This window comes from Actinomycetes bacterium, assembly GCA_036000965.1.
Lineage (GTDB): Bacteria > Actinomycetota > CALGFH01 > CALGFH01 > CALGFH01 > DASYUT01.
The window spans coordinates 1-6,119 of record DASYUT010000135.1 but is presented as its reverse complement, the minus strand read 5'-3'; the positions used below and the strand labels follow the sequence as shown (position 1 = coordinate 6,119).

The 6,119-nt window shown below is 70.2% G+C and carries 6 protein-coding genes; 2 read left to right on the top strand and 4 right to left on the bottom strand.

What is annotated here, in order from left to right; genetic code table 11:
• Position 1: 1 nt before the first annotated feature.
• Together VG276_11830 and VG276_11825 are read right to left on the bottom strand one after the other, a co-directional pair.
• A complete protein-coding gene (locus VG276_11830) occupies positions 2-1,042 on the bottom strand; it encodes an IS630 family transposase (GenBank protein HEV8650067.1) in 1,041 nt (346 codons plus the stop codon).
• A gap of 25 nt (positions 1,043-1,067) precedes the next feature.
• On the bottom strand, positions 1,068-1,355 hold the full coding sequence (locus VG276_11825; protein HEV8650066.1) for an SDR family NAD(P)-dependent oxidoreductase: 288 nt from the start codon (positions 1,353-1,355) through the stop codon (positions 1,068-1,070).
• A gap of 523 nt (positions 1,356-1,878) precedes the next feature.
• On the opposite strand from VG276_11825, the gene VG276_11820 reads away from it, so the two are divergent.
• Positions 1,879-2,727, top strand: a complete 849-nt coding sequence (locus tag VG276_11820) for an alpha/beta hydrolase (GenBank protein ID HEV8650065.1) — start codon at positions 1,879-1,881, stop codon at positions 2,725-2,727.
• A gap of 70 nt (positions 2,728-2,797) precedes the next feature.
• Here the strand turns inward: VG276_11820 and VG276_11815 are convergent, their stop codons facing one another.
• On the bottom strand, positions 2,798-4,219 hold the full coding sequence (locus tag VG276_11815; protein ID HEV8650064.1) for a transposase: 1,422 nt from the start codon (positions 4,217-4,219) through the stop codon (positions 2,798-2,800).
• Positions 4,220-4,289: 70 nt separating this feature from the next.
• Between VG276_11815 and VG276_11810 the strand changes: the two genes are divergently transcribed.
• Positions 4,290-4,688 (top strand): DUF6788 family protein, encoded by a 399-nt coding sequence (locus tag VG276_11810; protein HEV8650063.1) that lies wholly within the window; start codon positions 4,290-4,292, stop codon positions 4,686-4,688.
• A gap of 365 nt (positions 4,689-5,053) precedes the next feature.
• On the opposite strand, the gene VG276_11805 is transcribed toward VG276_11810, so the two are convergent.
• Positions 5,054-5,371 (bottom strand): GlsB/YeaQ/YmgE family stress response membrane protein, encoded by a 318-nt coding sequence (locus tag VG276_11805; GenBank protein HEV8650062.1) that lies wholly within the window; start codon positions 5,369-5,371, stop codon positions 5,054-5,056.
• Between the last annotated feature and the right edge of the window lie 748 nt (positions 5,372-6,119).

The window sequence follows — 6,119 nt, the reverse complement described above, 5'->3', positions numbered from 1 at the left end:
ATTATGCGGCGGCATAGCAGGTATCCGGATGCTGGAAGAACCGGGCGACCACCTCCGGCTGCCGCTGCCGACGACGCACATACGCGCGCAACTCGCCGGTCAACTCCGCGACCGTCCGGGCACGCCGCCTGCCCGCCGCGTTCGCCTTCACGTCATGGTTGAGCAGCTCCACCGGATTCAGCTCGGGGCTGTAGCCCGGCAGGAAGTGCAGCTCGATCCGCTCCGCGTGTCGCGCCACCCACGCGCTGACCAGCTTGGCGCGGTGCACCGGATGCCCGTCGACGATCAGGTGCACCTTCTGGCCGGCAAGGTCGCGGACAAGCCGCCGCAGGAAGTCGATGAATACCGGCCCCGTGAACGACCCTGTAAACAGCCGGAACCGCAGCAGCCCGCCGGCCGAGATGGCGCTGATCATGTTCACCCGGAACCGCTTGCCGGTCCGCTTGACCACCGGCGTGTGGCCCACCAGCGCCCACGACCGGCCCGCGGCCGTGTCCGAGCGCACCCCCAGCTCGTCCAGCCACAACACCACCCCGCCCTCCCGCTTGGCTTGCGCGCGGATGGCGGGGTACTCCTCCTCAAGCCAGCGGGCCACCGCTGCCGGGTTCTGCTCCAACGCCTGCCGTTGCGGCTTCTGCGGGCTGAACCCCCACCCGCGCAGGTATCGGCCCACCGTCGTGCGCGCCAGCCGCACGGCAGCACGCCGGGCGATCAGCTCGGCGACCGCCTCCCGGGTCCACAGGAATCCCGCCAGCCCGAGCTGGTCTGGGGTCGTCTCCCGGACCAGCGCGATCACCGCTTCCTGTTGGCCTGGGGAGAGGGCCGCCTGCTCCCCTGGACGCCGGCCCCGGCGCCGTTCCGAAAGGGCGTCCCAGCCGCCCCGCCGGTAGCGGTTGATCCAGCGGCCTACCGCGTTGGGGTGCACCCCGAACACCCGCGCGGCCTTGACGTGGGTCATGCCGTCCAGGACCGCTTGGACGGCTCGGTTGCGCAGCGCTGCCTGGGCTGCGCCTGGGAGGGATCGAGCGTCTTCGTTCAACATACGGCAAGCTTACGAGCATCCCACCCTATTTGCATACCGAGGTGATAACCCACACGTCAATGCGACCGAACCGCTCGACCACCCGGCGGGCCATCTCGGCCACGGCCGCCTCGTCGGTCACGTCGGTGGGCACGGCCAGCGCCTGGCCGCCGACCGCCTCGCAGTCCTGTGCCAGCTCCTGGAGGGCGCCAGCGCGTCGGCCGGCCAGCACCACGCGCGCGCCTTGTCTAACGAACGCAAGCCCGGTCGCCCGGCCGATCCCGCTGGAGGCGCCGGTGACCACCACCACGCTACCGGTCAGGTTCCTGCCCATACCAATCACCCGTCTTCTGGTCACGACCTCTGCCGGCTTGCCGCCGGGGGATCAGGCAAACCGACTGTTCAACCGCGGCCTCGGGGACTCCGACCGTAGCGACGAGACACTCGCGTGCTGAAGCGTTGACTCTCTGGATGCTGAGGCGTTGCTCTGCGGTCCTCCGGCCACAGGATGGCTCAGCCCGCCGGGCAATCCCCGGATTGGTGCGGCGCTTCGGGCTACCCTCGGAATGAGCACAGCCCGAATCGCCTGAGGCAACTGGGCCTGGTCAGGCCGCTGCGGCGACCAGACCTCCCGGTAGCTGCCATGGCGTGTTGAGCTGGTCTCGGACTGTCTCGGCTGTGGAGTGACGGACCACCCACAGCATGCACGGGGAATAACGCAGTCGGCCGTGGCAGTTGGACAGGGTCTCGGTGCTCCAAGCCGTCCACCATGAGGAGACATCATCGCGTCCCGCCTGTCTGTGCCCCCTACCAACCGTCTTGCCCGTCATCGGACCGGAGCGGGCGAGCCACTGGTCTTGCTGCACGGCGTAGGAGAGTCCGCTGTCGGCTGGCAACCGATCCACCAGGCACTGAGCAACGACTATGACGTCATCGCGTTCGACCTTCCCGGCTTCGGACGCTCGGCCGCGCTTCCCCCGGGGGTTGCGCCGACGGCGGCGGCCCTGGCGGATGCCGTTGAACGGGAGCTGGACCGGCTTGGCGTTGCCCAGTTCCACGTCGCTGGGTACTCCCTCGGTGCCCGGGTCGCCCTCGAGCTGGCCACGCGGGGCCGCACCCTTTCGGTCATCGCGATCGCTCCCGACGGGCTGGGCACGCCGCTGGAGCGAGTCCATCAGGCGGCGGCACTGCTGACTGGACGAGCGCTGGCCACGCTCCTTGCCCCCATCGCCACCCCAGTGGCTGCCACAGGAGCCGGACGGTCGCTGTTCTTTGCCATGGAGCGGAGCCGACCGTGGCAGTTGCCCGCCGAGGATGCCCGTCAGCTGCTGCTGGACTTCGCCGAGGCGCCGGGATATCTGGACACCGTCCAGGCGGCCATGTTCGATGTCCCGACGCGGCTGGAGCGCATCACCTGCCCGGTCCTTCTGGTGCAGGGGACCGCCGACCCGTTGGTCAGCATGCAGAGCCCTCGCTTCCTCGCCTTCGTACGCCACGCCCAGCTGCGATGGCTACCCGGCCTGAGCCACGTCCCGATCTCCGATGATCCACAGCTTGTCGCAGCGCTGATCTTGCGGTTCCTCAAGACAGCGACCGACAAGCAGGGAACCTGGCCGAAGGCTGCCAGCACCGCGACGATCCCGGGTCAGCTAGCCTACTTCCCCCGGATAAACGGCGATCCTGGAAGCGGTGGAGCATGGAGGTGACTGCCCGGCTCGCCGGTCGGCCCCGGTCGGCCTCCGCCTTGGTCTGGGTGGGGGCTCGGCCCGGGTGAGGTCAGCTGGAGCTTCGGCGGGCCGGCAACCGGGCCACCGTGTCCAGGTCGTAGGCCAGCACCGCCCAGCTCTCCCAGATCCTGGCGCCCTGGGTGCCTTTGAGCCTTGACCGACCGGCCCCGTACTCCCGCTTCAGGTGGGAGATTCGCCCCTCGCAGCCGACCCGGAACCGGGCCCGGCGCCGCCGGGTCCGCCGCGACCCGGTGTTGTCGGCGTCGCCGGCGATGAACACCTCGGGGCTGCCCGCCCCGGCCAGGGCCTGCTCGGTGCGGGCCCGGAGGAACCCGGCGTCCACCGCCGCCTCCCGCACCGTGATCCCCACCGCGTCCAGCTCGGCGGCGGTGGCGGGCAGCAGGGTGTTCTCGTGGGTCGAGCCAGCCTCCAGCTTGGGGGGCAGCAGCAGCCCCCTGGCCCCCCGCCGGGTGTTGGCGGTGACCTCGGTGAGCTGGACCACGTAGCCGAACTCGTTGGGCTTGGACAGCTTGCCGCGGCGCACCGGGCGGGCGTCGGGGTCAAACAGCGACACCAGCCGGTCGGTGATCTTCTGGCCGGCAAAGCGCATCCTGGTCTGCTCGGCCACCCGTTCGGCCAGGCCGACCGCCTGCTCCAGGGCGGCGATGGCCCGGGCGCGGGCGGCCCGGGAGATCCCCGGGGCCCTGGACCGGGACCGGCGGGCCTGGGCCAGGACCCGCTTGGCCTCCCGCAGTGAGGCCCGGACCTGGGCTGCGGCCTCCTCGGTCAGCCGACGCACCGCGGCCTTGGCCTCCCCGGTCCGCCGCCGCAGCGTCCGCCCCAGGGCCCGCAGCCGCTTGCCGACGGCCCGGCTGCGGTCCCGGACCCGTCGGGTGACGGTCGGCACGGCCGCCCGGACCCGGCGGGCGGAGCGGGCAAGGACCCGCACCGCGTCGGCGGCCAGGCCGGCGTCGGTGGGGTAGCGGATGTCGGCCTCGGCCACGGTGGAATCGGAACGCAGCGCCCGAGGGCGGAACCGCCGCTCCCGCAGCGCCTGGCCGATGACCTCCCGGATGCACCCATCCACCACCTCGTGCCCCAACCGGCGGGTCAGCTTGCGCACGGTGGACTCATCAGGGACGGGGCTGGTCAGGGGGATCAGGCAGAACCGCCGCAGGTGCAGCGAGTCCGACACCTCCTTGACCAGCGTCTCATACCCCCAGCCGGTGCGGTGCTTGACCACCATCAGCCGCAGGTAGGTGGCCATGGGGATGGTGGGCCGGCCCCGGTGCACAGGATCGGCGGCCAGCTGGGCCGCCTCCGCCTGGAACCGGGCCCGGAACGGGGCCAGCATGGCCGGGTCGGACAAGACGGCATCCAGGCGGGCCAGGTCGGCCGGCAAGGCCCGGGCGCCGTCCGGCAGGAGATGGTCCCACAGGGTGTCGCCGTTGTTGGCGTGCAAGGTCAGCATCGGCCCTCCAGGTGGTGCGGGCATCTAGCAGTATGATAACTGCTAGAGTACGTTCGAGGAAGGTGGGCTGATGCGGGTGGCCGAGCAACAACGACTGGCCGCGCTGGAGGCGGAGCTGGCCCGGCTCAAGGGCGAGATCGCCTCGGTCGGGTTCGTCTCCCCGGGCAGCGTGGTCCGCCGGTTCATGCCCTGCGGCAAGCCGGGGTGCCGCTGCCAGGGCGACCCGCCGCAGCTGCACGGCCCGTACTGGCAGTGGAGCCACAAGGTTGGCGGCAAGACCGTCACCCGACGCCTGACCCCCGACCAGGCCCGGCTGTACCAGCAATGGATCGCCAACCGCCGCCGGCTCAGCGAGCTCCTCGCCCAGATGGAACAGGTGTCGGGCCAAGCCGCCAAGATCCTCCTACGCGACGCGGCTGCCCCATCCATCCGTTCCAAGACGGACAAGACGACGAGCCAGGCTCGCTGACCGCCACCCGATTATTTCCGGGGGAAGTAGCCTAGCCGAGCACGACGCTGGCTCACGGCAGTCCACAGCACGGTGAGATCGTCAGCCCGGTCACTGTCGATGGAGCGTTGGCCGGCTGCCGGCCACCTCGTTCCTGACACCTTCGCGCCGGTGAAAGCTCGGGACGAGAGGTAGCCGGCCTGGGCGCGTTGCTCGGTTACGGCCGCGTTGGCTTGCCCGGTAGGCGGCGTCGCGGAGCAGGTTCAGCCAGCCGGACGGGCAGTGCCTCCGGTTTGTTCGGCCGTCAGCGGCCGCGCCGGGCGTCAGGGTGGCCAGCGGCTGGGAGCGGCCGAGGGATCGGGCGGTTCGGAGCTCGAACTCGGGCCCTAGAGGCGCCTTCTGCCAGGTGCGTACCGGCCGGCGACCAGGGCCACGCCGGCCGCGGCCAGGGCCACCTGGATGATGAGCTTGATCCAGTCGATCCCGCGAGTTTCGCCAACGCCGAGCGCGCTGGCGATGAGCGACCCGATGAGGGCGGCGACGATGCCGATCGCGATCGTGAGCCAGATGGGGATGTCCTGTCGGCCGGGGAGCACCAGCCGGCCCAGCGCCCCGATGATGAGTCCGACGACGATGGCACTGATGATGAGTCCGAGCACGTTGTCTCCTTCTGATGGGGTCAGACCGCGGCTGTGTTCCCCCATGGCAGCACTGTCCACACCTGCGGTCGGAGCGCCGGGATCGCGGCGCAGGATGAGAACACATAACTGGACGCGATGAGAGCACATAACTCGGCCTCTACGGTCGAGCGCGACCTGGGAAAAACGGCCGTGCGCACAGCGGTTCCCTCCATTTTGCTGATTAGGATGAGGCCGGAGGTTCAAGTTCCTCCCAGGCCCACAACCGGCCCTGACCAGCGGAAACGCCAGTCAGCGCCTCCGGAGTCCGCTGGGCGGGACGGGTGCCGGATCAAGAACTTACCTGGTTACCGTTGCTCGTCATGAGCCAGACGGTCACGAGCCCCCGTTGTCCCACGCGCCAGAACGAGTAGCTGTGAGCCTTCCCAGGTCTTGCGTCGTTGCACCTACCGCTCTGTTCTTGTGGCTCGGCCAAGGCTTGTCGTACCGCTCGCGGGCGTGCTCAACAGCCTCCTTCGCCATGCCCTCCAGGCCTGTGGTAGCGAGACGCCGCGTCGTGGATCTCATGAACCGCTGGTCATCCTTGGCCCGATGGGATCGCGTCGTTGGGCCAATACCGCTCGGCGCACATGGTCCAGGGGCTCATCAGCCGGCCACAGCAGAAGCTACCGAGGGAGCCAAGGAGAGCTGTTGGGCGTGGTGCTGGGCAGCCTCGGGCGAGGGATGCAGGCAGACGGGGTTTGGGCCCACCTACCCGCCACGACGGGCCCGATCGCGGCGGTCCCTGCCCGAGGCTGCCCTGACGGGGTAGCCA

Coding starts and splice junctions, on each gene's coding strand:
- VG276_11830 (HEV8650067.1), bottom strand. CDS start 1,042: ATGTTGAACGAAGACGCTCGATCCCTCCCAGGCGCAGCCCAGGCAGCG.
- VG276_11825 (HEV8650066.1), bottom strand. CDS start 1,355: ATGGGCAGGAACCTGACCGGTAGCGTGGTGGTGGTCACCGGCGCCTCC.
- VG276_11815 (HEV8650064.1), bottom strand. CDS start 4,219: ATGCTGACCTTGCACGCCAACAACGGCGACACCCTGTGGGACCATCTC.
- VG276_11810 (HEV8650063.1), top strand. CDS start 4,290: ATGCGGGTGGCCGAGCAACAACGACTGGCCGCGCTGGAGGCGGAGCTG.
- VG276_11805 (HEV8650062.1), bottom strand. CDS start 5,371: ATGGGGGAACACAGCCGCGGTCTGACCCCATCAGAAGGAGACAACGTG.